Origin of the sequence: Mesorhizobium liriopis (genome assembly GCF_024053505.1) — a bacterium.
Taxonomy (GTDB): domain Bacteria; phylum Pseudomonadota; class Alphaproteobacteria; order Rhizobiales; family Rhizobiaceae; genus Mesorhizobium_B; species Mesorhizobium_B liriopis.
Genome location: NZ_JAMXQS010000008.1, coordinates 295,100 through 319,548, shown reverse-complemented (window position 1 = coordinate 319,548; position 24,449 = coordinate 295,100). Strand labels below are relative to the sequence as shown.

Annotated in this window: 28 protein-coding genes and 1 riboswitch; of the genes, 13 read left to right on the top strand and 15 right to left on the bottom strand. The window is 64.3% G+C overall.

Translation table 11 applies throughout. The annotated features are described in order from the left end of the window. Positions 1-33 precede the first annotated feature (33 nt). Both NGM99_RS17940 and NGM99_RS17935 read left to right on the top strand, forming a co-directional pair. Positions 34-741, top strand: a complete 708-nt coding sequence (locus tag NGM99_RS17940; RefSeq protein ID WP_435371452.1) for a YdcF family protein — start codon at positions 34-36, stop codon at positions 739-741. Positions 742-783: 42 nt separating this feature from the next. Continuing rightward, positions 784-1,575, top strand: a complete 792-nt coding sequence (locus NGM99_RS17935) for a lysophospholipid acyltransferase family protein (protein ID WP_252821440.1) — start codon at positions 784-786, stop codon at positions 1,573-1,575. On the opposite strand, the gene NGM99_RS17930 is transcribed toward NGM99_RS17935, so the two are convergent. Next, a complete protein-coding gene (locus NGM99_RS17930) occupies positions 1,535-2,083 on the bottom strand; it encodes a gamma-glutamylcyclotransferase (RefSeq protein ID WP_252821438.1) in 549 nt (182 codons plus the stop codon). The genes NGM99_RS17935 and NGM99_RS17930 overlap by 41 nt on opposite strands. A gap of 59 nt (positions 2,084-2,142) precedes the next feature. Here NGM99_RS17930 and NGM99_RS17925 point away from each other — a divergent pair, with 59 nt between their 5' ends. Beyond that, on the top strand, positions 2,143-3,105 hold the full coding sequence (locus NGM99_RS17925) for a DUF2125 domain-containing protein (protein WP_252821436.1): 963 nt from the start codon (positions 2,143-2,145) through the stop codon (positions 3,103-3,105). A gap of 18 nt (positions 3,106-3,123) precedes the next feature. Here the strand turns inward: NGM99_RS17925 and NGM99_RS17920 are convergent, their stop codons facing one another. Further along, positions 3,124-4,071, bottom strand: coding sequence for a prephenate/arogenate dehydrogenase family protein (locus NGM99_RS17920; protein ID WP_252821434.1), 948 nt, complete (start codon positions 4,069-4,071; stop codon positions 3,124-3,126). Next, positions 4,064-5,182: a pyridoxal phosphate-dependent aminotransferase gene (locus tag NGM99_RS17915; RefSeq protein ID WP_252821432.1), complete on the bottom strand. Its 1,119-nt coding sequence runs from the start codon at positions 5,180-5,182 to the stop codon at positions 4,064-4,066. Before NGM99_RS17915 ends, NGM99_RS17920 begins: the two co-directional genes overlap by 8 nt. A gap of 109 nt (positions 5,183-5,291) precedes the next feature. Beyond that, a riboswitch (SAM riboswitch) is annotated at positions 5,292-5,369 on the top strand. 49 nt (positions 5,370-5,418) lie between these two features. On the opposite strand from NGM99_RS17915, the gene metX reads away from it, so the two are divergent. Together metX and metW are read left to right on the top strand one after the other, a co-directional pair. After that, complete coding sequence (gene metX, locus NGM99_RS17910; protein ID WP_252821430.1) at positions 5,419-6,588, top strand: homoserine O-acetyltransferase MetX; 1,170 nt, start codon at positions 5,419-5,421, stop codon at positions 6,586-6,588. Next, complete coding sequence (gene metW / locus NGM99_RS17905) at positions 6,585-7,199, top strand: methionine biosynthesis protein MetW (RefSeq protein WP_252821428.1); 615 nt, start codon at positions 6,585-6,587, stop codon at positions 7,197-7,199. The genes metX and metW overlap by 4 nt, the downstream gene beginning before the upstream one ends. On the opposite strand, the gene NGM99_RS17900 is transcribed toward metW, so the two are convergent. Together NGM99_RS17900 and NGM99_RS17895 are read right to left on the bottom strand one after the other, a co-directional pair. After that, positions 7,189-7,767 carry a nucleoside 2-deoxyribosyltransferase gene (locus tag NGM99_RS17900; protein ID WP_252821426.1) on the bottom strand — a complete coding sequence of 193 codons (579 nt, stop codon included), beginning with the start codon at positions 7,765-7,767 and terminating at the stop codon, positions 7,189-7,191. The genes metW and NGM99_RS17900 overlap by 11 nt on opposite strands. Next, positions 7,764-8,525 (bottom strand): class I SAM-dependent methyltransferase, encoded by a 762-nt coding sequence (locus NGM99_RS17895; RefSeq protein WP_252821425.1) that lies wholly within the window; start codon positions 8,523-8,525, stop codon positions 7,764-7,766. The genes NGM99_RS17900 and NGM99_RS17895 overlap by 4 nt, the downstream gene beginning before the upstream one ends. Positions 8,526-8,642: 117 nt before the next feature. On the opposite strand from NGM99_RS17895, the gene gloB reads away from it, so the two are divergent. Continuing rightward, complete coding sequence (gloB, locus tag NGM99_RS17890) at positions 8,643-9,410, top strand: hydroxyacylglutathione hydrolase (protein WP_252821423.1); 768 nt, start codon at positions 8,643-8,645, stop codon at positions 9,408-9,410. 29 nt (positions 9,411-9,439) lie between these two features. Here gloB and yddG read toward each other — a convergent pair whose 3' ends face one another. After that, positions 9,440-10,318 (bottom strand): aromatic amino acid exporter YddG, encoded by an 879-nt coding sequence (gene yddG, locus NGM99_RS17885; RefSeq protein WP_252821421.1) that lies wholly within the window; start codon positions 10,316-10,318, stop codon positions 9,440-9,442. A gap of 79 nt (positions 10,319-10,397) precedes the next feature. Then, positions 10,398-11,192 carry a DUF3108 domain-containing protein gene (locus NGM99_RS17880; protein WP_252821419.1) on the bottom strand — a complete coding sequence of 265 codons (795 nt, stop codon included), beginning with the start codon at positions 11,190-11,192 and terminating at the stop codon, positions 10,398-10,400. A gap of 205 nt (positions 11,193-11,397) precedes the next feature. On the opposite strand from NGM99_RS17880, the gene rpmB reads away from it, so the two are divergent. Both rpmB and NGM99_RS17870 read left to right on the top strand, forming a co-directional pair. Next, positions 11,398-11,706: a 50S ribosomal protein L28 gene (rpmB, locus tag NGM99_RS17875; RefSeq protein ID WP_252821417.1), complete on the top strand. Its 309-nt coding sequence runs from the start codon at positions 11,398-11,400 to the stop codon at positions 11,704-11,706. A gap of 106 nt (positions 11,707-11,812) precedes the next feature. After that, complete coding sequence (locus NGM99_RS17870; RefSeq protein ID WP_252821415.1) at positions 11,813-12,514, top strand: queuosine precursor transporter; 702 nt, start codon at positions 11,813-11,815, stop codon at positions 12,512-12,514. A 2-nt stretch (positions 12,515-12,516) separates the two neighbouring features. On the opposite strand, the gene NGM99_RS17865 is transcribed toward NGM99_RS17870, so the two are convergent. The 5 genes from NGM99_RS17865 to NGM99_RS17845 form a co-directional block, all read right to left on the bottom strand. Further along, complete coding sequence (locus NGM99_RS17865) at positions 12,517-13,494, bottom strand: esterase-like activity of phytase family protein (protein WP_252821413.1); 978 nt, start codon at positions 13,492-13,494, stop codon at positions 12,517-12,519. After that, positions 13,491-15,386: a cobaltochelatase subunit CobT gene (gene cobT / locus NGM99_RS17860; RefSeq protein WP_252821411.1), complete on the bottom strand. Its 1,896-nt coding sequence runs from the start codon at positions 15,384-15,386 to the stop codon at positions 13,491-13,493. Before cobT ends, NGM99_RS17865 begins: the two co-directional genes overlap by 4 nt. A gap of 2 nt (positions 15,387-15,388) precedes the next feature. After that, positions 15,389-16,102 carry a hypothetical protein gene (locus NGM99_RS17855; protein WP_252821410.1) on the bottom strand — a complete coding sequence of 238 codons (714 nt, stop codon included), beginning with the start codon at positions 16,100-16,102 and terminating at the stop codon, positions 15,389-15,391. A gap of 13 nt (positions 16,103-16,115) precedes the next feature. Then, positions 16,116-17,102: a cobaltochelatase subunit CobS gene (gene cobS, locus NGM99_RS17850; RefSeq protein WP_252821408.1), complete on the bottom strand. Its 987-nt coding sequence runs from the start codon at positions 17,100-17,102 to the stop codon at positions 16,116-16,118. Positions 17,103-17,187: 85 nt separating this feature from the next. After that, positions 17,188-17,826, bottom strand: coding sequence for a J domain-containing protein (locus NGM99_RS17845; RefSeq protein ID WP_252821406.1), 639 nt, complete (start codon positions 17,824-17,826; stop codon positions 17,188-17,190). Positions 17,827-17,956: 130 nt separating this feature from the next. Here NGM99_RS17845 and NGM99_RS17840 point away from each other — a divergent pair, with 130 nt between their 5' ends. Beyond that, positions 17,957-18,262, top strand: coding sequence for a BolA family protein (locus NGM99_RS17840; protein WP_252821404.1), 306 nt, complete (start codon positions 17,957-17,959; stop codon positions 18,260-18,262). Next, on the top strand, positions 18,262-18,861 hold the full coding sequence (locus NGM99_RS17835; protein ID WP_252821402.1) for a cytochrome b: 600 nt from the start codon (positions 18,262-18,264) through the stop codon (positions 18,859-18,861). The genes NGM99_RS17840 and NGM99_RS17835 overlap by 1 nt, the downstream gene beginning before the upstream one ends. A gap of 30 nt (positions 18,862-18,891) precedes the next feature. On the opposite strand, the gene NGM99_RS17830 is transcribed toward NGM99_RS17835, so the two are convergent. Then, complete coding sequence (locus NGM99_RS17830) at positions 18,892-20,055, bottom strand: M20 aminoacylase family protein (RefSeq protein ID WP_252821400.1); 1,164 nt, start codon at positions 20,053-20,055, stop codon at positions 18,892-18,894. 162 nt (positions 20,056-20,217) lie between these two features. On the opposite strand from NGM99_RS17830, the gene NGM99_RS17825 reads away from it, so the two are divergent. Genes NGM99_RS17825 through NGM99_RS17815 form a run of 3 tightly spaced genes read left to right on the top strand, consistent with a single transcriptional unit; the run spans position 20,218 to position 22,890 of the window. Continuing rightward, positions 20,218-21,432: a D-alanyl-D-alanine carboxypeptidase family protein gene (locus tag NGM99_RS17825; protein WP_252821398.1), complete on the top strand. Its 1,215-nt coding sequence runs from the start codon at positions 20,218-20,220 to the stop codon at positions 21,430-21,432. Then, positions 21,429-22,502, top strand: coding sequence for a CobW family GTP-binding protein (locus NGM99_RS17820; RefSeq protein ID WP_252821396.1), 1,074 nt, complete (start codon positions 21,429-21,431; stop codon positions 22,500-22,502). Before NGM99_RS17825 ends, NGM99_RS17820 begins: the two co-directional genes overlap by 4 nt. 1 nt (position 22,503) lies before the next feature. Beyond that, positions 22,504-22,890, top strand: a complete 387-nt coding sequence (locus NGM99_RS17815) for an ester cyclase (protein ID WP_252821394.1) — start codon at positions 22,504-22,506, stop codon at positions 22,888-22,890. Here the strand turns inward: NGM99_RS17815 and NGM99_RS17810 are convergent. Further along, entirely contained in the window at positions 22,878-23,123 is a 246-nt protein-coding gene (locus NGM99_RS17810) for a sulfurtransferase TusA family protein (protein WP_289852538.1), read from the bottom strand. The genes NGM99_RS17815 and NGM99_RS17810 overlap by 13 nt on opposite strands. Further along, on the bottom strand, positions 23,120-24,388 hold the full coding sequence (locus NGM99_RS17805) for a L,D-transpeptidase family protein (protein ID WP_252821390.1): 1,269 nt from the start codon (positions 24,386-24,388) through the stop codon (positions 23,120-23,122). Before NGM99_RS17805 ends, NGM99_RS17810 begins: the two co-directional genes overlap by 4 nt. Positions 24,389-24,449 lie beyond the last annotated feature (61 nt).

Here is a 24,449-nt window from a genome sequence, read left to right as displayed (position 1 = left end):
GATCGAATCCGAAGCGATTAAGTTGCTGTGATCATGACCATCCTGCCCGACTCCGCTGCGCCCCATGCTGCCCCCCGGCAGCGAACGCGCAAGCCGGGCTGGGTCATGCGCAACCTCGTCAAACTGGGTGTGGCGGGCGTGCTCCTGATGGTCGCCGGCTTCGCCGCCTTTTCGCTCTATGTCAGCAATCTCGCGACCCCGCGCGACGTGGCGCAGGCCGATGCGATCATCGTCTTGACCGGCGGCCAAGCTAGGCTCGAACCCGCGCTCGAACTCCTGAAGGCCGGCAAGGGCACGCGTCTGCTCATCAGCGGCGTCCATCCCAAGACCGGCCCCAAGACCTTGAGTGCCGCCACCGGCAACGACCGCCGCCTGTTCAACTGCTGCGTCGATTTCGACTATGCCGCGCTCGACACCACCGGCAATGCCGAACAAAGCGCCATCTGGGTCGAGAACCACAATTACCGCTCGGTGATCCTCGTCACCAACAACTACCATATGCCCCGCACCATGCTGGAAATGGGCCGGCTGATCGGCGACGAGGCGGAATTGCGGCCCTATCCGGTGGTCAACACCAAGCTCGATCTCGGCCGCGTCATTTCCGAGCCCGAGGCCTTCCGCGTGATGTTCACCGAATACGCGAAATATGTGGCCGCCCTCGCCCGCAGCGCATGGCCGACGGATCATGCAACGCCCGGCACGGCCACCGCGATGATCGGCACCGCTGACAAGGCGCGTTGAACGCGCTTTCCTTTATCAACAAGCCGTGCCACGAGACGCGCCATGCTCGCGCTTCGCTCGTTCCTGTTCAACACGCTCTTCTATCTGAGCCTGATCGTCCAGATGATCGTCTGGACGCCATTCTATTTCCTCGCCCCGCGCAAGACGGCATGGTTCGTACCGAAGTTCTGGGCGCGCACCAGCCTCTGGCTGCTCCACCATGTGGCCGGAACGAAAAGCGTGATCGAGGGCACCGAGAACCTGCCGCAGGGCTCCTATATCGTCGCGCCCAAGCATCAGAGTTTCTGGGACGTGATCGCCTTTCTGCCGCACATTCCGGATGCGCTCTACATCCTCAAGCGCGAGCTGACCTGGATCCCGGTCTTCGGCTGGTACATCATGAAGATGCGCATGGTGCCGGTGGATCGGGGAAAACGCGGCCAGGCCCTGCGCGCCGCGGTCGCGCGTTCCAAGCAAGAGATGCGCGACGGTCGCCAGCTTATCATCTATCCCGAAGGCACGCGCCGGGCGCCGGGCGACGAGCCGCTCTACAAATGGGGTATCGCGGAAATCTACGACCAGCTTCAGCTGCCGGTCGTGCCCGTCGCCCATGTCGCGGGCCTGTTCTGGCCGCGCCGCAAATTCCTGCGCTATCCCGGTACGATCCGCGCGCGCTTCCTCCCGCCCATCCCAGCAGGCCTGCCCAAGGACGAGTTCATGCGCCGCCTGATTGCCGAGACCGAAGCCGGTTGCGATCAGGCGCTTCTCGAAGCGGCCGGCGCGCCCAACCCGCCTGCTCTGCCGCCGACCGCCATCAAGCGGCTGGCGGAACTGAAGGCTCCGAGCCGTCCCTAAGCCGCCGAGCGACGTCTTCGAGCCAAGGGTCGCGAATGTCGAGCGAGCGCAAATGGCTCACCGTGCTCAACACGTAGTCCGCGTTGACGCCCGACTGCCCCACCGCGCTTTTCACGATCTGCGCCGCATGGGCGGGATCGAGCCGGCCGGCGTAAAGCGGATGGTGCCGGTCCACGACGTAAGTGACCGCCTGCACCACCGCACCGCCGCCAAGCAGAACCGGAAGCACCCGCTCGCGATAGGCCGTGGTGACCAGTTCGCGCTCGCGCAGATAAGCGGTCACCGCCTCCCGCTCGCTTTCATCGACCCGGAACGCGACACCCACGCAGGCCCCGCCCCGGTCGAGCCCGAGCACCAGTCCCGGCCGTTCCGGCGTGCCGCGATGCACCACCGAACGCAAGCACAGCGCGCGGCGATAGCCCTGAAGCCTTGCGCGACGCGCCTCGCTGTGTTGAAAGCCCGGCCGCCACATCAGCGAACCATAGCCGAAGACCCAAAAATCGCCCATTTCAGGGCTCGTATCGGTCTCGGCCGGTGGCTGTCCAGTTCGAGAAGCAGGGAAGCATCATGACCGCAGGCAATGCCTGGGAACGCTACGAGCGCGATCGGCCCAACTATGCGCGCCGCATCTTCTGGCTGGGCTTTGCGGTCGTCGTCGTCATCGCGCTCTATGCCGGCGGCTGGTTCTGGCTCGCCAACCGCCTCGAAGGCGAAGCGCAAAAGGTGGTGACCGATACCCAGTCGCGTTGCGACAATCTCCGCGCTGCCGGCTTCCCCTTCCGCATGGGCCTCTTTTGCGATGCCACGGCCTGGAAACAGAACGGCGTCGAGGTCTCAGCCGGCGCGCTGCGCTCGGCGGCACAGATCTACGATCCGACGCTGATCGTGGGCGAGATCGACGGCCCCGCGAAGGTTGCCGTTCCCGGCCTGCCGCCGCTCGACGTCAACTGGGAAGTGCTCAAAGCCTCGGCCAAGCTCGCCGAGCCGGTGCCGACGCGCGCCTCCACGGAAGCGCGCAAGGTTCAGGTCACAGGCCCGTCCGGCGCGATCCTGTCCGCCGACAGCGCGCAGAGCCACATGCGCGTGCGCGACGCCGATCTCGACTTCGCCGCCAATTTCTCCAAGCTGACGCTTGCCGGCGACCTCGCCCCGGGCGGCACGCTGCCGGCGCTCGATGGCGAAGCGGAAGCCACGCTGACCGGTGCTGCAAACCGTTTCACCGGCTCGTTGCGCGGTCAGTCGGGCACGCTGACCAAGTTCCAGATTTCCGACGGCACGAGCGCCGCGCTCCAGCTGTCCGGCCCCTTCTCGGTCAACGACGAGGGCTTATTGAGCGGCCAGTTCGCCATCAGCCTGAAGAACACCGCGCAGCTTGCACGCATCCTGTCACAGGCATTGCCGGGCCTAGGCGACCGCATCGCACCCGTGCTCGCTTCCATCGGCGAGGTTTCGAACGTGCCCCTTACCGTGCGTGACGGGCGGGCCTCGATCCTGTTCTTCGAACTCGGCCGCGTGCCCCCGCTGCACTGAGACACCGGAAGCCGGCGCTCAGGCCGGCTTCGATCCTTTCTCGGGATGGGCCGCCACCTGACGGCCGAAATCCGGCGCGTTGACCTCCTGCCCCGCCTCGATGATCGAGCGGCGAACGTCGCGCGTACGGCTGAACAGATCGAACAGCTTCTCGCCATCGCCCCAGCGGATGGCGCGTTGCAGGAAGAATAGGTCTTCCGAGAACCGCGCCAGCATCTCGAGGATCGCCTCGCGATTGTAGAGACACACGTCACGCCACATCGTCGGATCGGAGGCGGCGAGGCGCGTGAAATCGCGAAAACCCGAGGCGGAATATTTGATGACCTCGGATTTCGTCACCGTCTGCAGATCGTCCGCCGTGCCGACGATATTGTAGGCGATGATGTGCGGCAGGTGCGAAACGATGGCGAGCACCTTGTCGTGGTGCTCGGGGTCCATGGTATCGATATTCGCCCCGCAGGCCCGCCAGAACGCGCTGAGCTTTTCGAGCGCCGCCGGATCGGTCTCGGGCAGCGGCGTGAAGATGCACCAGCGGTTTTCGAAGAGTTCGGCGAAGCCCGAATCCGGCCCCGACTTTTCCGTTCCCGCCAGCGGATGGCCGGGAATGAAGTGCACGGTGTCGGGCAGTTCCGGCGCCATCTGCGCGATCACCGAAGCTTTGGTCGAGCCCACATCCGAAACGATGGCACCCGCCTTCAGCGCTGGCGCGATGGTGCGCGCCACATCGCCCGACGCGCCCACCGGCACGGAAACGATGACGAGATCGGCATCCTGCACGGCTTCCGCCGCATCCGTGGTGTAGGCGTCGCCCAGCCCCAGTTCCTCTGCGCGTTTCAGCGTATCGGCGCTGCGGGTCGAAACGACGATCCGGTCCGCCAGCCCCTCGCGACGCACGACGCGGGCGAGCGAGGACCCGATCAGGCCGATACCGATCAGCGCAATGGTCGGAAAATGCCCGTCAGACATTGCGCCCTCGCATGAACTCGATCAGCGCCGCGATCACACCGCGATTGGCCTCTTCCGAGCCCACCGTCAGCCGCAAGGCATTCGGCAGGCCATAGGCCGCCACGCCGCGCAGGATGAAGCCGCGATTAAAGAGGAAATCATCGGCCGCCTTCGCCGTCTGCTCGCCCTCGGTCGGAAAATGGATCAGCAGGAAGTTCGCGACGCTCGGCGTCACGCGCAGCCCCAGCGCCTCGATCTCCTGCGTGAGCCAGCCGAGCCACTTCTCGTTATGCGCCTGCGCCCGTTCAACATGCGCCTTGTCGCCCATCGCAGCCGCGCCCGCCTCGATGGCGAGCGCATTGACGTTGAACGGCCCACGTGTGCGCTCGATCGCGTCGATCACCGCTTCCGGCCCATAGGCCCAGCCGATGCGCAGGCCCGCGAGCCCGTAGATCTTCGAGAAGGTGCGCGTCATCACGACATTCTCCGCACCCTCGACCAGCGCGATGCCCGCCTCGTAATCCTCGCGGCGCACATATTCAGCATAGGCGCCATCGAGCACGAGCAGCACATGCGACGGCAGCCCGGCATGGAGCCTGCGCACCTCCGAGAACGGCAGATAGGTGCCCGTCGGATTGTTCGGATTGGCGAGATAGACGATGCGCGTCCGCTCCGTCACGGCCGCCAGCATCGCGTCCACATCGACGGTGAGGTTGGTTTCCGGCACCACGACCGGCGTCGCGCCGGCCGCCCGGATGGCGATCGGGTAAAGCAGGAAGCCGTGCTCGGACACGATCCCTTCATCGCCTTCGCGCAGGTAGATCTGTGCCAGCAGCGTCAGGAGGTCGTCCGACCCGTTGCCGCAGGCGATGCGCGCCGGATCGAGCCCGTAGGCCTCGCCGATGGCCTCGCGCAGGCGATGCGCCGAGCCATCAGGATAGATTTCGAGCCTCTCCGCCACCCTCGCCATCGCGGCCTTCACCAGCGGCGATGGGCCCAGCGGCGTCTCGTTGGAGGACAGTTTGTAGATTTTCGCCGCTCCCGGCGCCGCATGCCGCCCCGGCACGTAGGCCGCGATGTCGAGCACGCCGGGGCGCGGCGTCGGAACGGATGAAGGAGCGAAAGAAGACATGGCAGGGATCGAGGTTCGACTGTTCCGCTGCGGCTTACAGGCCGCATTCGGCAAAGTCGAGGCTCGTGCCACCCGTCATTGACGCCCCCGTCTCGCAGGCCTACAAAGCCTCTCGTCCCGTGGTGATTTGGCCGGTCGGCTTGCAGCCACGTTAAACAAGTCGCTAAAGGGCCGTGGATGACGCGAACCGGCCTGTTTTGCAGTGCCGGTTTTTTGCGTTTTGGAGCATATTCGCGATGCGAGAAGGATGGGTGGATAAGGCAGCGCTCGAGGCGGACAAGCCCTCGGGCCCCGTTCTGCATTTCGGCAAGGACAACCCGCTGCACATGGAAGCGGGCGTGGCACTCGCACCCTTCCAGCTCGCCTACCAGACCTATGGTGCGCTGAACGCCGACAAATCAAACGCCATCCTGATCTGCCATGCTTTGACGGGCGACCAACATGTGGCGAGCCCCAACCCCGTCACCGGCAAGCCCGGCTGGTGGGCAAACCTCGTCGGCCCGGCCAAGATCATCGACACCGACCGCTTCTTCGTGATCTGCTCCAACGTGCTCGGCGGCTGTCTGGGCAGCACGGGGCCTGCGACGCTCAACCCCGCCACGGGCGCACCTTACGCGCTGGAACTGCCTGTCATCACGATCCGCGACATGGTGCGCGCGCAAGCCATGCTGGTCGATCACTTCGGCATCGACCAGTTGTTCGCAGTGGTCGGCGGTTCGATGGGCGGCATGCAGGTGCTCGAATGGGCATCGAGCTACCCCGAGCGCGTTTTCGCGGCCCTCCCGATCGCCACCGGCGCACGCCACTCCTCGCAGAACATCGCCTTTCACGAAGTCGGCCGCCAGGCGGTGATGGCCGATCCGAACTGGCATGGCGGGCGCTATCTCGCAGCCGGCACGCGGCCCCAGAAGGGTCTGGCTGTGGCGCGCATGGCCGCGCACATCACCTACCTGTCCGAGCCCGCTTTGCACCGCAAGTTCGGCCGCACGCTGCAGGACCGCGAAGCGCTGACCTTCGGTTTCGACGCGGATTTCCAGATCGAATCCTATCTGCGCCACCAGGGTCTCACTTTCGTGGACCGCTTCGACGCGAACTCGTACCTCTACATGACCCGCGCCATGGACTATTTCGATCTCGCCGCCGACCATGGCGGCCGCCTGAGCGAAGCCTTCAAAGGCACACGGACCCGCTTCTGCTTCGTGTCCTTCACCAGCGACTGGCTGTTCCCGACCTCTGAAAGCCGCGAGGTGGTGCATGCGCTGAACGCCTCCGGCGCCTCCGTGTCCTTCGTCGAGATCGAGACCGATCGCGGCCACGACGCGTTCCTGCTTGATGAGCCTGAAATGTTCGGCGCCGTCGATGGCTTCCTGCGCTCCGCCGCCCGCGCGCGAGGTCTTGCCCGATGAGCGTCAACAGCACACCCCGCATCGATCTCGACGTGATCGCCGACTTCGTGCCCGAGAAGGCGCGCGTGCTCGATGTCGGCTGCGGCGACGGCGAACTTCTCGAACTCCTTGAAGCCAAGCGCGAAGTGGACGGGCGCGGCATCGAGCTCTCCCAGCGCGGCGTCAATCTCTGCGTGGCGCGCGGCCTCTCGGTCATCCAGGGCGACGCCGACATCGATCTCGTCTTCTACGGCGACAAGAGCTTCGACTTCGTGATCCTGTCGCAAACGCTTCAGGCCATGCGCGCTCCGCGCGACGTGCTCGAACACCTGCTCCGGATCGGCGACCGCGTGGTGGTCTCGATCCCGAATTTCGGCCATTGGAAGGTGCGCTTCTCGTTGCTGTTTCGCGGCCGGATGCCGGTGACGCGCCACCTGCCCTATTCTTGGTACGACACGCCCAACATCCATTTCTGCACGATCCGCGATCTCAAGAACCTCTGTGACGAGGTCGGCGCGCGCATCGAACGTGCGACGGCACTCGATGCGTCCGGCTCGCGCATCGGGCTCTCGATGCCCTGGTGGTTCTGGAATTTCTTCGGCCAGCAGGCGGTGTTCGTGCTCAGGCGTTGAGGCTGAACCACTCAGCTGCCAGTTTCACGCAGCTCTCGAAGCTCTCGAGTGCCATGTAAAGCTCTTGGTCGGGCACCCGCGCGGCGACATGGATGCCCGACGAGCGCTCGATGGAGCCGTCGATCATCAGATTGTCGCGCCATCCCAGCGGGTCCACTTCCATGCCGTGCGCATCGTACCAGACGCCCGGCCTGGCCTCGACGATAGCCGTCCCGCCATGCGTGCGAACACGGTCGAGAAACGAAAGATCGGTGTTGCTGTAGGCGAAAACCGGTTTGTGAAGCGCCCGCATGAAGCCCATTTCGAAGGCCGACCCCACATCCATGCTCGGCCCGTGGAACGGCGTCATGTTGACCAGTGCGCCATCGCAGTCGCGCATCACGCGCTCCAAGCCGTCAAAGATGCGCAAGCCCTGTTCGCGCGTGGAAAGGCTCGGGTCCCACGGCGTGATGCCCATCGGGAAGATGCCTTCGAGCCCATGGCGCGCGCAGATTTCCATCTTTCGCGCGCCAAGCGCCATAGGATCGGGCGCAAAGACGTCGGGACCGGCGAGGTAAAGCCGCTTCACGTCTCGCTGCCCTTCACCGCCTCATGCGACAGCCGCGCCGCACCCTGCGGCGACAGCACCGGCACGAAAACGCGTCGCGAAGCCCGCCGCGCCACCGGCACGCCCTGATAGAGCTTCTTTTGCGCCTCGACCACGAGCACACCGGCGAAGATCGGCCAGACCGCACGCCCGAAGCGCTCGAACAGGCGATGGAACCGCAGCATCCAGCGCCGCCGCGAGGGCGGAAAGAAGAGCGCGGCCGAGGATGCGCCGGTGGAGAAATTCGCTTCGCGCAGCAGCGCGTTCAATTGGGTGCCCGAAAACGGCCGCCCCGTGCCGAAAGGCGTGTGCTCGAAACGCGCCCAGACGCCGCGCCGGTTCGGCACCACGATCACCAGCCGCCCGTTGGGCGCGAGCACCCGCCAGATTTCCTTGAGCGTCTCGCCCGGCGCCTCGGCATGCTCCAGCGCGTGGACGAGCAGGAAGCGGTCCACCGACGAATCGGGCAGCGGCAGTTCCTCGTCGAAGATCAGGGCCGAGCGCGATTCGCCTTCGGCGGGCCAGCGCACCGCACCCTGGCGCGCGGGCATGAAGGCGAAGGTCCGCTCGGTGCCCTCCTGCAGCCGGTCGAGAAAGGGCAGCGCATAGCCGAGGCCCACCAACCGCTCGTCCGGCAGCTTGGGCCACACATCGTTGAGCGCATGCGCGATGGTGCCCTCGGCGACATGGCCGAGCAGCGTATCGTAGAAGGCGCGCAGCGCGACGATATCCTGACTCATCGGCGAAACGGTATCGCCGCCTCACCTGCCTTGCAACGCGCCGTGGTGCGCGATGGGGTGACTTCCACCCACCCTCCGCCTATTTCGAGGACGAAAGCGGAGAAAGGATTCCACCCCATGGCCCTGGAAATCGAGAAGTTCATCTGCCGGAGCGACAATTACGGCGTGATCGCCTACGACCTCGAAACGGGCGAAACGGTGATCTTCGACGCGCCCGAGGCCAAGCCGATCGTGGAAGCCCTCGACCGTCGTGGCTGGACGCCCACCACGCTTCTGATCACGCATCACCATGCCGATCACACCGACGGCAATCTGGAGCTCAAGGAACGCTACAAGCTCAAGATCATCGGCCCCGAGAAAGAGGCCGCCAAGATTCCCGGCATCGACGATACGGTGCGCGAAGGCTCGATCCTGCCGTTCGGCAATGACGAGATCCGCGTGATCGACACGCCCGGGCATACTGCGGGGCATGTGAGCTTCTATCTCCCGCGCGCCGGCATCGCACACACCGCCGACACGCTCTTCGCACTCGGCTGCGGCCGCCTGCTGGAATGCGGGCCGGATGTGATGTTCGAAAGCCTCGAAAAGCTGAAGAAGCTGCCGCCCGAAACGGTGGTCTATGTCGGCCACGAATACACGCAAAGCAACGCCCGCTTCGCGCTCAGCGTCGATCCCGACAACGCCGCGCTTCAGGCCCGCGCGAAAAAGATCGAAGAGCAGCGTGCGAATGGCGAGATGACGCTGCCGACCACGATCGGCGAGGAACTGGCGACCAACCCATTCCTGCGCGCGAACGATCCGGCGATTCGCAAAGTGCTGGGGATGGAAGACGCTTCGGACGCAGCGGTGTTCGCGGAAATCCGCAGGCGGAAGGATAATTTCTGAGAAGCGTCAGGCTGGAAGGGCGAAGCTAGTCACGCTCCGCTCTTCCGCCCGAACAGCAAACTCTTCGCCGCCAGCACTGCGCCTGCTGTGATCAGCAGACACGCCAGCACGATCCGCGCACTCGGCTCCGTCCGCCCGGCCCCGATCAGCGCCAGCGTCGACAAAAGCGGCGCGGCATAGCTCGCCGCACCCAGCACCTGGATATTCCCCCGCTTCACGCCATGATCCCAGGCATAGAAGGCCGCACCCACCGGCATCAGCCCGAGCCCCAGCACTGCAGCCCACTGCGCGCCTGTCTGCGGCAACACCGTTTCTTCCCAAACGAGATGGCAGAGCAGCGAAAGCACGGCGGTGGCCAGGCAGAACCACGTCACGATGCTTGTCGGCACCGAGGCGAAGCGGCGTGACAGAAGCGAATAGGCCGACCATGTGAAGGCGCAAAGAAACGCCATCGCATAGCCGAAGCCGTGGCCCGAGCCGAACGCCACGCCGCCATCACGCGATGCGATCAGAAGCGCGGTGCCGCCCAGGCCGAGCGCCGCGCCCGCCAGATGATGCCAGCGCAAGCTTTCCCCCGGCATCAGCGCGGAGCCCAGCACGATCAGCAGCGGCCACAGATAGGCGATCAGGCTCGCTTCCGCTGCCGGCGCATGGCGCAATGCGCTGAAGTAGAGGAAGTGATAGCCGAAGAGCCCGCCGATGCCGATCAGCCAGACGATCGCCGGAACAGGCGCGGCCACGGCAACAGGCGGCGACACCAGACGCCAGACCAACCCCACGGCTGTTCCCACGGCAAATGTCAGCGCCGAAAGCAGAAAGGGCGGAACGCTGCCCGTTGCGTCGGTCAGAAGCGCGAGCAGCGCCCACATGGCGACCGCCGAAAATCCGACCAGTGTGGCGCGTCCCATCTCATCCCCTCATTCTTGGCCCCTGCCTCCATGCACAAGGAGGCACCTGAGAACAAGCGATGAAAAGCGGTCCGGACGCTCAGTCCGTGCCGAGTTCGTCAGCCTCCACCGAAACCGTGCCGATCCGCGTGCCCGCGCTCGCCCGCACCGGCGCATAAAAGCCGGTCTTGCCGAGCGCGGTGAATTCCAGGCTGATCTCGCTCCTGTCGCGCAGATAGCTGATCGACTTGTTCTTGGCGCGGTAGCCTGCGATCGGCTCGAAACGCGCCTTGCAGATGGCCGTCGGACGGTCGTTCCACGTGCCCTCGCCATCCGGCGACAGCTTCATGTCCGCGCGCATCGCGCCGTCGAAGGTCTTCAAAGTGCGTTTGCAGACGTCAGCGAGGCTCGATGCCTTGACCATGGTCGCCGCGAAGGGGTCCATCACGCCTTTGAGCAGGTCGGGCGAGACTTTCACCCAGTCTTTGCGGTCGGTCTTCGACGGCGGCACGTTCTCGGCGAAATCGACATTCCCGCCCTTGAAGCGCATCACCGTGCTCTTCTTTTTCTTGCCCGTCGTGTAGTCGAGCCGGAAACTCTGGGTACGCAAGGCGTCCGGCAGGACGGAACCGGCAACAGCGATCGTGCCCTTGGTCTCATCGAAGATGTTGGCGATTCCCGTGGTCGCCAGCTTGCCGTCCACCGTGAATCTGTCGCCATCGAGCGTGGTCGAAAAGGACGAGCGCGCGATGGGGATGCCGAAATAGGAGACGGTATAGGCGCTCTTGAACGTCTCGGCCTGCGCAGGCCAAGCGGATGCGGCAAAACCGAGCGCGACGAAAAGCAGGCGGGGGCTGAACATGACGGCCTCGGACGACAGAAAGAACGTCGTCATCATTCTGCCGCCCAATCCGGCTATTTCGTGAAGCGTTTCCGGTGTTTCAGCGCATCGGGCGTCGCTTCGGCTTGACGCTCGAACGGAATGCTTTTATGGGAACCGCCAAATCCCTGAGAGGCTGACGGCTTCGGTCGCGCGCCGCTTCCAAGAGCAGGCGCGCCGTTTCCCGATTGGTCCGACGCGAGAAAAAAGGAAAAACACAATGTCCCGCGCCTGCGAGCTGACCGGCAAGGCCGTCATGTCCGGCAACAACGTGTCCCACGCCAACAACAAGACGCGTCGCCGCTTCCTCCCCAATCTCGTGCAGGTCACGCTGATCTCGGAAGCCCTGAACCAGAACGTGCGCCTGCGCATCTCCGCCAACGCGCTCCGTTCGGTCGAGCACCGTGGCGGCCTCGACGCATTCCTCGCCAAGGCCGACGCTTCGGAGCTGTCGCCCAAGGCACGCCTGCTCAAGAAGCAGATCGCCAAGAAGTCCGCTTCCCCCGTCGAGGAAGCCGCTGCCGCCTGATCTTTTAGGTTCAGCTGAGTTTTGAAGCCCGGAGCGTCCGCGTTCCGGGCTCTTTGTTTGAGCGAGGCACTCCGCCTCACTGGTTCCATCACCCCAGGATAAAAAAATGACGCAAGCCCAGGCCGTTCAGGCACAGCCGCCGCGCATTCTTCCCTTCGTTCTCGCCATGGCCGTGGTCGTGGTGGCGTCCAACATCGCCGTGCAGTTTCCGGTGCAGGGCCAGCTCGGTTCGATCCAGCTGGCCGACATTCTCACCTACGGCGCCTTCACCTATCCCGTCGCATTCCTCGTGACTGACCTCGCCAACCGCCGCTACGGCCCGGTTCTGGCGCGGAAAGTGGTGTTCATCGGCTTCGCGGTCGCAGTGATCTGCTCGCTCGTTTTCCCGCCGCTTCTCTACAAGATGGGTCTCGTGCCGTTCGAAACCGAGCCGGGCCGTCTCGGCCGTATCGCTGCTGCATCCGGCGCGGCCTTCCTCGTCGGCCAGCTGCTCGACGTGTCCGTCTTCAACCGCTTGCGCCGCAATTCCTGGTGGCGGGCACCGGTCTTCGCGTCGGTCTTCGGTTCAGTCGTGGACACGGCGATCTTCTTCACTTTGTCCTTCGCGGCAATCTTCGCAATTCTCGGCCCCAGCGATGCCTTCTCGCTCGAACAGGCGCCGCTGCTCGGCCATTTCGCCACCACCGCGCCGCGCTGGATTTCCTGGGGCTTAGGCGATCTCGGCGTAAAGCTTCTGATCGCCGTTGTGGCGCTGATCCCCTACCGCCTCATCGCCATGCGCTGGCGCCAGCCCGCGCTCGCCGTTTAAGCTTATTCGGCGAGCACGAATTCCAGGTAGAGATTGCGCTGGAAGATCGACCCGTTGTCGTCCGAGATCAACGAGACGGCGGTTTTTCCATCGGCTCGACGCCACACGTCGAGCCCTTCCATGTTGTCGATCTGGTAGGTCATATCGGCCGTAAACCAGATCGGCCCATCCACCACCGCGCCCGGTTTGATATCCGCTCCCGCGATACGGCGCAGGCGCAGGCCGACGCCGGTGGGGAAGGCGTAAGACCGTTCCAGCAGCAACAGGTCGCCGTTCGGCAGAAACGCCCCGTCGCTCACGTCGAACGGGTCATGCCGCACCACGCTGAACAGCCCTTTGCGCGGTCCCGATAGCACGGCGGCAAAAAGATTGCCCTGCGCATCCAGACTGCGCTCTGTCACGGCCACCAGCGCGCTGCCCAAAGCCCCCTTTTCGGGCGCCTTCATCAGCGCCTCGATCCCGCGATTGTCCCGAAGCTCGTTCCGCGGAATCAGGAACGGTATCTGGCTCAGCGTCCTGCCCATCGCACCGGGTCGGAGCTTGTACTGAACCACGCGGTGCGTCCGCTCGAAGCCGACCGTCACCGTGTCGCCCGTCAGCGCGAGGCTTTCGGCATCGACATCCCTCTTGTCGTGCCGCTGGTCGCCCAGCGCATCCAGGATCGGTTCGAGCGAAAAATCCTCGACACCGCTCGGCCGCCCCTCGGCATCGCGTATGATGCGCCCGAAGAACCAGAAACCGTCATCCGATACGCCCATGAATTGACCGTTGGAATCGCGGAAGCGCAGGGCCGAAAAGGAGCCGAAATTCCGCGCGCCGCTCGTCAGCTCCAGCCCGCCGACGAATTCGAGCGGTCCGAATCGCGTTTCTTTACGTCCGATCTGAAATTCAGTGATGGGCCGCGCAGTAACCTGAACGGGCTCCGCTTGCGCCAGCGACACGCCGGCAAGCAAGGCCAGCGTGAGGACGGCCAGCCTCATCCGGTGCGCCGGAACCCGCCGCGTCGCGCGTCTCGCGAGCCTTCCTCGGCAAAGAGCGAGGCCAGTTGTTCGGTCATTGCGCCCGCCAGCTCCTCGGCGTCCACGATGGTTACCGCGCGGCGATAATAGCGCGTCACGTCATGGCCGATGCCGATGGCGAGCAGTTCGACCGGCGAGCGCGTCTCGATCAGCTCGATCACCCCGCGCAAATGGCGCTCCAGATAGTTGCCAGGATTCACCGAAAGCGTGGAATCGTCGACCGGTGCGCCGTCCGAAATCATCATCAGGATCTTGCGCTGCTCGGGCCGCGCGATCAGCCGCTGATGCGCCCAGAGGAGCGCTTCGCCGTCGATGTTCTCTTTCAGCAACCCCTCGCGCATCATCAGCCCGAGATTGCGGCGCGCGCGCCGCCAGGGTGCATCGGCCGATTTGTAGATAATGTGGCGCAAATCGTTGAGGCGGCCGGGATTTGCCGGCTTGCCGTCCTTCAGCCACTTCTCGCGCGCCTGGCCCCCCTTCCACGCACGCGTCGTGAAGCCGAGGATTTCCACCGAAACGCCACAGCGCTCCAGCGTGCGCGCGAGGATATCGGCGCAGGTCGCGGCGACCGTGATCGGCCGTCCGCGCATCGAGCCCGAATTGTCGAGAAGCAGCGTCACCACCGTGTCGCGGAATTTGGTGTCGCGCTCCTGCTTGAACGAGAGCGGCTGCATCGGGTCGATCACCACGCGCACGAGGCGTGCGGGGTCGAGCGTGCCTTCTTCGAGGTCGAAGTCCCAGGACCGGTTCTGCTGCGCCATCAGGCGGCGCTGCAGGCGATTGGCGAGACGTCCCACCACGCCCTGCAGATTGGCCAGCTGTTTGTCGAGGAAAGCGCGGAGCCGGTTCAGCTCCTCTTCGTCGCATAGTTCGTCCGCCGAGATCGTCTCGTCGAAGCTCGACGTGAAGACGCGATAATCGAGATCGCGCGGCAGGTTCTCCCACGGATTGTCGCGCCGCTTGGTTTCACCCGGCGTCTGCGCATCCGAATCGTCGTCCTCGGATTCGCTGGCATCGGCTTCCGCCGCTTCCGTCTCGCCGGAATCCTGCTCGTCGGAAGACGCGTCGGGTTCCTCGGACTGAGTGTCCTCGGTGCCGGAATCCTCCTCGCCGCCCTGCTCGGCGTTTTCCTCGCCCTGCGGCTCCTGATCGTCCTCGTCTTCCGGCTCGGACTGCTCCTCGTCGCCCAAATCCTCGCCCATATCCATGGAAGCGAGCATGGAGCGCACGACGCGCGCGAAGGCGTTCTGGTCGTCGAGCTGGTCGATCAGCCCGCTGAGATCGGCCCCCGCCTTGCTTTCGATCTCGTCGCGCCAGAGATCGACCAGACGCTCGGCGCTCTTCGGCACCGCCGCACCCGTCAGCTTCTCGCGCACGAGCAGGGCCACCGCCTCTTCCAGCGGCGCATCCGCGCGGTCACGCACGTCCGAAAGGCTCGCGCGGGCATATTTGTCTTCGAGCATCGAGCCGATATTGGCCGCGACGCCCGCCATCGCGCGGGAACCGATCGCCTCCACCCGCGCCTGCTCGACCGCATCGAACACCGCGCGCGCCTGCCGGCCCTCGGGCGCCAATCGCGAGTGAATGCGCTGGTCGTGCCGCGCAAGCTTCAGCGCCATGGAGTCGGACAGGCCGCGCGTGATCGCGACATCCGCCGCCGACGCCTTTTTCGGCACATCGGGCAACCGCGCACGATGACCGGAAAGCGAAGGCCGGTCCTTGGAGAAGCCGACTTCCAGCTCCTTGTCGCCGGCGATCGCGCGCATGCAAACCGTCAGCGCGCGCTTGAAGCTTTCGCCCCCGCTGCCGTTCTTCGGCTTGGTGCCGCGCGTGTTATCGCCGAGTCCTGCCATTATTACGGCTTCTCTTGATTTTCTACTTTTAACGATGCCGCCTCGTAGGCTTGCACCACTTTCTTCGCTTGAGAATATGAGCTGAAATGTCGATAATATTTGGGATCCAGTCTGACCAAGATCATACCGAGGAAATTTAGAAGAACGATAAAGAGACACCAAGCGCCAATCACAACAATCAAGTATGACCAGTTTGGATATTTCAGTGAGAAATTCGCGATCCCAAAAGGATCATGCGTATTATCATTCCAAAGGTCTCTGGATACTGAACGACCATCCACAATCGCGTCAACATTAGAGTTGATCGATATCTCGGAGTCGCCAATCACATAAACGAATCGTTCCGTACCAGGATTAATGTCCTTTACGACCAGATTACCTGCACTTGGCTTATGAACGGTCGGACTTTTGCAGATACTGGGACATGAATATGCAATCAGAAAATTTGGAACCACAAGCTCCAACTCATTGATCTTCCGATCTCCATTATTCTCTAAGCTAATTTGGTAAATAGTCTTTCGATATATACTTTCGTTACCGATTGATATGAATATTTTCTTGAGCTCTGGATCAGTCGTCGATGGAAGAGGCAGCTCAACCGAGCGATATTGAAAGGTTATATTTGGCTCACTAGCATTCTGAAGATAGGGAATTAATAGAGCTGTTATAATTCCCGCAATTACAGTCAGAATCAACGTCTTCGCGCCGTCGATCATCGCCTTGCGCTGCTCAGCCCACCACCAAATTGGACGCGCTTTCCGGCAGGTCTTCGCCGAAGGCACGCTGATAGAACTCGGCGACCACGTTGCGCTCGAGCTCGTCGCATTTGTTGAGGAAGGTCAGGCGGAACGCCATGCCGACCGAGCGGAAAATCTCGGCATTCTCGGCCCAGGTGATCACCGTACGCGGGCTCATCACGGTCGAGAGATCGCCATTGACGAAGGCCGAGCGCGTCATGTCGGCGACGCGCACCATCTTGTTGACGGTCTCGCGGCCCTTGGCGTTCTGATAGTGCTTGGCCTTGGCGAGAACGATGGCGACCTCGTTGTCGTGCGGCAGGTAGTTCAGCGTGGTGACCACCGACCAGCGGTCCATCTGCGCCTGATTGATCTGCTGCGTGCCGTGATAAAGACCCGTCGTGTCGCCCAGACCCACCGTGTTGGCGGTCGCGAACAGGCGGAAGGCCGGATGCGGGCGGATCACGCGCGACTGATCGAGAAGCGTCAGGCGGCCCGAGGCTTCCAGAACGCGCTGGATGACGAACATCACGTCCGGGCGGCCCGCATCGTACTCGTCGAAGACCAGCGCCACATTGTGCTGATAGGCCCAGGGCAGAATGCCGTCGCGGAACTCGGTGACCTGCATGCCCTCCTGCACCACGATCGCGTCCTTGCCGACGAGATCGATGCGGCTCACATGGCTGTCGAGATTGACGCGGATGCAGGGCCAGTTGAGGCGTGCGGCCACCTGCTCGATATGGGTGGACTTGCCGGTGCCGTGATAGCCCGACACCATCACGCGGCGGTTGAAGGCGAAGCCCGACAGGATCGCGAGCGTGGTCGGCTCGTCGAAGATGTAGTCGGGGTCGATATCGGGAACATGCGCATCGGCCTGGGAATAGGCCGGCACCACCATCGGGGATTCGAAGCCGAAGGTTTCCTTCACCGGAACGGTGGTATCGGGCAGGTTCGCGATGTCGCGGTCGTGCTTGTTCATCAAGTGCTCCCCGCGCGAAGGGCCAGACTGCCTCTCGCCGGACGTTTCAATCTTTGCCGGGGGCGGGTTTAGCGGTCCATAACCTTCAGCACAATCCCGCCTGCTTCAGCACGCGATAGGCTTGCAGCACCTCGCCCAAGCGCTCTTCCGAGCCACGGTCGCCGCCATTGGCGTCCGGGTGATGGCGCTTGACCAGTTCCTTATAGCGCGCCTTGATGGCCTCGCCAGTGGCGTTGTGTTCGAGGCCCAACGTTTCCAGCGCCTTGGCTTCCAGCGTGCGAACCTTGCGCGGCTGCGCGGCGCGCGCCTTGGCCGCCGCATCGCCGAACAGGTTATAAGGGTCGCGGATGCGCTTGTAGTAGCCCGCGCGCCCCGAGCGCTGCTTGGCGAAATCGGGCGCCACGCGCGCCTCGAATTCGCCACCGCCGGTGCCGCCGGACCCCATCTTCCAGGTTGGCCGATGGCCCGTCAACGCGTCTTTCTGAAAGCGCAGGATGTCGGTGTCCTTCAGCCCCGAGAAGTAGTTGTAGCCCTTGTTGTACTCCCGCACATGATCGAAGCAGAAGCGGAAATACTCGCCCTCGCGCTGGCGGCCGACCGGCGCACGATGATTGCCCGGCGCGGTGCAGCCGTCCCACTGGCAGACGGGTCCTTCGGGCCGCGGTCCGGCAGCCCCTTCCGGTCTCACCCGGATTTTCTCGAAATATTTGGAGTAGGCAGTCATGGTAGGCACGATTATGGGGATCGCACGAAGCGAAACAAGAATTGACTTTTGTGAGCGGATCACCGTTAGCCGCCCGAAAAGCCCATCGCGTCATCTTTTCGCATGACGCGCCGATCAAGGAAGCGTGTGCATGACCATCCAGAGCGGCATCGAAGCCAAATTGCGCGAGGCATTCGCGCCCGAACGGCTCGAAGTGATCAATGAAAGCCACCTCCATGCCGGCCATCATCATGCCGATGGCGGCGAGCATGCGAACTTCGACGGCACGGGCGAAACCCACTTCCGCGTGCGCATCGTATCGGAGGCATTCGCGGACAAGTCCCGTCTCGAACGCCACCGCGCGGTGAACGCCGTGCTCGAAGGCGAGCTCGCGCCGGGCCGCGTCCACGCGCTCGCGATCGACGCCGCCGCGCCGGGCGAGCCGACGCGGTGGTGATGGAGACGGCTTCAGGCGCGGCCGACGAGAAGCACCCGAGCCTCTGGCTCGACAGTTCCGCGCGCTACGGCCTCGTCAGCCGCTTCTTACATTGGAGCATCGCCTATCTCCTGATCTGGCAGATGGTGACGCTTCTCGGCTGGCGACTGATCGGCGATGGCCCGTTCATGCGCTCGGTCAGCGAGCTTGGTCCCTATCACGGCACGGTGGGCGTGCTGGTTCTTTCTCTTGGCGTCGCCCGCCTCGTCTGGGCCATCGCCAACCGTCACCGCCGCCCTCCCTACGACCGCACGGTGTCAGGCCTCATCGCCCGCCTCGCGCACGAGCTGTTCTACGCCTTGATGATTGCCATTCCCGCCATCGCCCTTCTGCGTGCCTATGGCAAAGGCCGAGGCTACGAGCAGTGGGGCCTCCAGCTCGTGCCGAAGACCGACACCGAGATCGCCTGGATGATGGCCCCCGCCGACGCGCTTCATGGCCTGCTGGCCTGGACCTTCGGCGCGCTGATCGCCGGCCATGTCGGCATGGCATTCTGGCACCGGATCGTGCGCCGGGATGGGGTGCTGCGGCGTATGGCGGGGACGCTCAAGCCGGCTTGACGCAGGTTGAGAGTTTCCGCCTTCCGCCCCTCAGGCTCCCAGCACATTCTCCGCCAGCCGTGCCCAATAGCTGATCCCATGCGGGATCGCCTCGTCGTTGAAATCATAGCCCGGATGATGCAGCCCGGCCGTGGCCCCGTTCCCGATGAAGATGAATGCGCCGGGCCGCGCTTCGAGCATGTAGGAGAAATCCTCCCCGCCCATCATCGGCTGAACGTTCCGCGTCACCTGCGCCTCGCCCACAACGGCTGCCGCGGCATCGCCCGCGACCACGGCCTCGGCCTCGTGGTTCACCGTCACCGGATAGTTCGCGTCGAAGGCGATCGAGACGCTCGCTCCATAAGCCTTCGCGACGCTTTCCGCGATGGCGAACAGCCGGTCGCGCGCCATGCCGGCCATTTCCTTTTTCAGCGTGCGGATCGTGCCCGCGATCAGCGCGGTTTCCGGGATGATGTTGTAGGCATGTCCCGCCTGCAGCTTGGTGACCGACACCACCAGCGCCTCCACCGGGTCCGCGCTGCGCGAGGTTATGGTCTGGAACGCGGTCACGATGGCGGCTGCCGCCACGATCGGGTCCACCGTGCCGTGCGGCATCGCGGCGTGCCCACCTTTGCCCTTCACCGTGATCGTGAACTCGGCGGTCGCCGCCATGATCGGGCCGGGCCGGATCGCGAAGCGGCCCACGGGCAGGCCCGGCAGGTTATGCATGCCGTAGACGGTCTTGATGCCGAACCGCTCCATCATGCCTTCCTTGACCATCACATTGCCGCCCCCGCCGCCTTCCTCGGCCGGCTGGAAGATGACGGCGACCGATCCCTTGAAGTTGCGTGTTTCGGCCAGATATTTGGCGGCACCAAGAAGCATCGCGGTGTGCCCGTCATGGCCGCAGGCATGCATCCGGCCCGGCTTTCGCGAGGCATGGGCAACGCTGCTCGTTTCCGTGCCCGGCAGCGCGTCCATGTCGGCGCGCAGGCCCACGGTCGGGCCCTCGCCGCGACTGCCCTTGATGATTCCTACGACGCCCGTGCGCGCGATGCCCGTCGCGACCTCGTCGCAGCCGAACTCTTTGAGCTTTGCCGCGACGAAGGCCGAGGTCTCGGGCAGGTCGAAATTCAGTTCGGGGTTCTGGTGCAGATGCCGGCGCCATGCGCTCACTTCGTCCTGCAATTCGGCGGCACGGTTCAGGATCGGCATGGGAACTCCATCACTCTGTTAATCAGACGCTGCCATGTTCACGTCAAACTCGAACTCTAGCACGCGCGCGACGCCTCGCGTTGGGGATTTGATGTGCCAGATGGGTTTTCCCGGCCACGTCCCCGCGATACCATTTCCGGAATAGGCAGATCGGACGTCTCGATGCGGCTCAGGCACCTTACGCCACTTCTTCTGGCATTTTCCGTTTTCGCGGGCAGCGGCGCGGCGCAAGCGAACCCCGCTCTTCTCTTCGACATCAAGACCGGTGAAGTGCTCGAGCACAAGGAAGCCTTCCGCCGCTGGCATCCGGCCTCGCTGACCAAGCTGATGACGGCCTATACCGCCTTCCGCGCGGTGGATGCAGGCGAGCTCACGCTGCAATCGCCGATCCGCGTGTCGCGCCATGCCGCTTCCATGCCGCCCGCCAAGATGGGCTACAAGCCGGGCTCGGTGATGACGCTCGACAACGCGCTGAAGATGATCATGGTGAAGTCGGCCAACGACATCGCCATGGCCATCGGCGAGAATGTCGGCGGCTCGGAAAGCGCGTTTGCCGCGCGCATGAACGCGGAAGCGGCACGGCTCGGCATGACCGGCTCGCACTGGGTGAACCCCAACGGGCTCCATGACCCGAACCAGTACACCACCGCGCGCGATCTCGCGATTCTGGTGCGCGCCATCCGCACCGAGTACCCGCAATACGCGACTTATTTCAACATCGACGGCATCGTGGTCGGCAAGAAGGTGCTGAAAACCTTCAACACGCTGATGGGCCGTTTTCCCGGTGCGGACGGCATGAAGACCGGCTTCGTCTGCGCCTCGGGCTTCAACCTGATCGGCTCGGCCACCCGCGACGGCCACACGCTGGGCGCCATCGTTCTCGGCGCGCCATCGCCCGACGAGCGCGCCGAGGAAGCCGCCCGCATGCTGATCAAGGGTTTCGACAACCGCCCTGCCAACCTGCCGCAGCTCGCAAGCCTCGCGCCCTATGGCGACAAGCAGGCCGAAACCACCGACATGCGCGACGTGGTGTGCTCGCCGAAGACCGCGCACAAGGCATCCGACGGCCCGCAGGAAACCGACCAGCCGGACGTCGCCGTCACGCAGGCGCCCTCGCCTTCCGTGCTGACCGCGCTCGCCCCCGCGCAGCATCTCGAAACCGTGGGTCTCGGCGGCGCGCTCGGCCCCGTGCCGAAAGCCATGCAGAACGCCAATGGCGATGCGGTGGCCGATGTGCCGATACCTTCCTGGCGCCCCGACATTCCCGCACCCGGCCTGAAGGAACCGCTCGCGCAGGGCGACAACGAAGTCGACGAGAAACCCGCCGCGCCTTCGCCGACCGGCCGTGGCGACCGGCTCGTCAAGCAGCCTTCATGAGCGCCGTTCCGGTCTCGATCCTCACTGGTTTCTTAGGCAGCGGCAAGACCACGCTCCTCAACCGCCTGCTGCGCGACCCGGCGATGAGCGGGGCTGCGGTCATCATCAACGAATGGGGCGAGGTCTCCATCGACCATCTCCTGGTCGAGCAGTCCACCGAGGGCATCGTGCAACTGTCGGGCGGCTGCCTCTGCTGCACCGTGCGCGGCGATCTCGCGGACACGCTCGCCGACCTCGCCTCGCGCGCGGCCAATGGCGAAATCGGCCCGCTTTCGCGCGTGGTGATCGAAACCACCGGCTTGGCCGATCCGGTGCCTGTCCTTCAGCTCCTGATCGCTCACCCGTTCCTGTCGGACGCTTTCCGGCTCGACGGCGTGATCGCGCTGGTCGATGCCCTGCACGGCCCTGAAACGCTCGACGCCCATGCCGAAGCACGCGCGCAAGTCGGCGTCGCCGACCGCCTGTGCGTTTCGAAGCAGGACCTCGCCACGCCGGACCAGATTGCAGCGCTCACCGCTGCCCTCCGTGACCTCAACCCGCGCGCCGAGCTGTCCGACGCCTCGCAGGCCGATGCCGCGATCCTGTCCGCCGGCCTGATCGACCCCGCCACGCGCAAGCCCGACATCGAGCGCTGGCTCGGCGCGCATCACCACCATCATCATCATCATGACCATCACGGCCATGAACGTCATCACCACGACATCGGCAGCATCGTGCTTTCCCACGATGGCCCGCTGCCTTACGCCTCGGTCGATGCCTTTCTCGACCTCGTGCGTTCACAGCACGGCCCGCACCTTCTGCGCCTCAAGGGCATCGTGGAACTGAGCGAGGCGCCCGCGCATCCGCTCGTGGTGCATGGCGTGCGCGACATGCTGCACCCGCCCGCATCGCTGAAGGCATGGCCCGACGACAATCGCGGCGCGCGCCTCGTGCTGATCGGCCGTCATCTCGACGAGGCCTCGATCCGCGGGCTCTGGAGTGCCATCACCGGCCGCATCGAACTCGACCGCCCCGACCGCACAGCCGTTTTCGACAACCCGCTGGCGATTCCAGGCATGGCATCCCGCTAGAATGGCCGGGGACCTCGAAACTCGCTATCGCGGCTATATCGACTGCCTGAACCGTCAGGACTGGGCCGTGCTCGGCGATTTCGTGGCACCGGACGCGCGCCACAACGGCAACGAGCTCGGCCTATCCGGCTATCGGGCCATGCTGGAACGCGACCACCGCGAAATCCCCGATCTGCGCTTCACCATCGATCTGCTCGTCGCCGACAGCACCCATGTCGCGAGCCGCCTGCTCTTCGACTGTTCCCCGCGCGGCCAGTTCTTCGATCTGCCCATCAATGGCCGCCGCGTGCAATTCGCGGAAAACGTCTTCTACCGCTTCGAGAACGGCCTGATCAGGGAAGTCTGGTCCGTGATCGACAAGAGCGCAATCGCCGCTCAGCTCCGCTGACCGCCCTCGCCCCGCTCGACATGGAAGCGGTGGCCCCACGCCGTGCGCTCGACCGAGACGAGCTTGTGCCCGTCCTCGGCGAGAAACGCGGGAATATCGAGTCCCGCCAGCGGATCGGTTGTGAGAACGACGAGCGCTTCGCCCGATTCCATCCCCTTCAGCATTTTCCGCGCGCGCAAGACCGGCAGGGGGCAGCGAAGTCCCCGCAGGTCGAGTGTCCGCGCTTCGCTCAATTGCCGAGAATGGAGCTGAACCGCTTCTTGAGCTTGGCCACCGTGCCGCCTTCTTCCGGCGCGACTGCCAGCGGTGCGGGTTCGGGCTGAAGCGAAGCCTGAACCACCGGCGGCTGCGCCGCAGCCTGCGCTGCCGCGATCTTCGCCGCTTCTTTTTCGGCCTTGGCGGCAGCCAGCGCGATGGCTTTTTCTTCCGCGGCCTTCTTTTTCGCGGCCTCCGCGGCTTCCGCTGCCGCCATCTTGCGGCCGGCGGCTGAATCGATGCGGCCCATGCGCTCGGTCACGAGCACAGTGCCGTCCTTCTGCATGGAAGGCGGATCGAGCGTGATGCGTTCGCCCCGCGCGCGGCGCTTGGTCCAGTCCGCCACGAGATTGGCCTCCTGAATGCCGGCGATCGAAGCCCTCGCCGGCTCTGTGCCGCCTTTGTTCAGCGCTGCATTGAATGCCGCGTCGTAGCCGGTCTGGTAGGATTTGAACGCCGTCTGCAACGCCTCGGGCTGCGCGCTTGCCGGACACGCGCCGGCGGGCGAGATCGTCTTGCCGGGCTCGGGCGTCGCGTTGAAGACATAACGCTTCTCGCAGACATCGACCTTCGGCGGCACCTTGGTGACCTCGAACTGGTCGTAGCCTTCCTTGAGGTTCTTCCAGAACGCGTAGTTCGGATCGTCCTTGTAGCGCGCCATGTTGGCGGGCGTCATGCGGAAGGGATAGGCCTGGATCTGGAACTCAGTCTGCCCGCCTTTGAAGGCTTCGCGACCCAGCGCGAAGATCTCCTCCACCTGCACGTCCGTCATCGAATAGCAGCCCTGCGACGAGCAGCCCCCATGCACCATCAGGTTCTGGCCCGAGCGGCCATGCACGCGGTCATAGGCGTTGGGGAAGCCGATATTGAAGGACAGGTGATATTGCGAGTTCGGGTTCATCTGCCCCGGACGCACCGTGTAGAAGCCCTCCGGCGCCTGCCGGTCGCCCTCGATGAACTTCGGCCCGAGCTTCCCCGAATATTTGCAGATGTCGTACATCGAGATGAGATCGTAGCGGCCATTGGTCTTGGCCTTCCAGATCTCCATCTTGCCCTCTTCCTTGAAGATGCGGACCATGATCGGCGACGTGCGATCCATGTCCTTGGTCTTCATGCGGGCAAGAATCTTGCTGTTGAGTTCCTTGCCACCGGTGGTCGAGAAATCTTCGAGCGCCTGCTCGGTGCAGCCCGCCAGCGCAAGCGCGGCAGCCAGAAGCACGGCACGGGCAACGGATCTCTTCATCGGTCCACGCTCAGGAAAACGGCCTCCGGTTCGAGGCCGCGCTCAGTCTTTACTGCCGTTA